Origin of the sequence: Mesorhizobium sp. M1E.F.Ca.ET.063.01.1.1 (assembly GCF_003998155.1) — a bacterium.
Lineage (GTDB): Bacteria > Pseudomonadota > Alphaproteobacteria > Rhizobiales > Rhizobiaceae > Mesorhizobium.
The window spans coordinates 1-682 of sequence record NZ_RZSC01001421.1; the positions used below are offsets into that span (position 1 = coordinate 1).

Annotated in this window: 1 protein-coding gene and 1 pseudogene; both read left to right on the forward strand. The window is 65.8% G+C overall.

Annotated features, from left to right (window positions below):
- The coding region (locus EOA29_RS38965; protein ID WP_127222544.1) for an OsmC family peroxiredoxin at window positions 1-314 on the forward strand (314 nt) is incomplete at its 5' end.
- A gap of 19 nt (window positions 315-333) precedes the next feature.
- Window positions 334-682 (forward strand): annotated as a pseudogene (locus EOA29_RS38970) (nuclear transport factor 2 family protein); the annotation flags it as partial.

Sequence of the window (682 nt, forward strand, 5' to 3'; positions counted from 1 at the left end):
GTCCGGGCACCAATCCGGAGGAACTAATCGCGGCCGCCCATGCCGGCTGCTTCTCGATGGCGCTGAGCGCCATCCTTGGCCGCGAGGGCCATATCCCGAAACACATCCGCACGATCGCAAAAGTGCATCTCGGCGCCACCACGGCCGGGCCGACGATCACCCGCATTGAGTTGGAGACCGAGGCGAGCGTCGCCGGGCTGACCGGGGAGGAATTCGAGCGGCTGGCGCAGGCCGCCAAGGCAACCTGCCTTGTCTCACGCGCGCTGACTGGCGTCGCCACGATCACGCTCAAGGCAAGCCTCATTGACCACTGAAGCGGAGGAGAAAAATCCAATGACCCACGAACTCATCATCGACATCGCCACGGCCAAACACTCCACCGAAACGGCCGAGATCATGCGGCGCTAAAACGACGTCTTTCAAAAGCACGATCCGTCGGCGCTGGACGATCTGGTGGCGGATGACTGCGTGATCGAGAACACGACGCCGGCGCCGGACGGCGCCCGCCGCACCGGCAAGGCCGCCTGCGTCGAGCTGTGGTCGGCGATCGCCACCGCACCTGGCAGCGCTTCGATATCGAAGAAACCTTCGTTGCCGGCGACCGGGCGACGATCCGCTGGCGCTTCTGGATGGCCGACGGCGCTTCGCGGCGCGGCGTCAACCTGATGCGCGTCGCCGACGG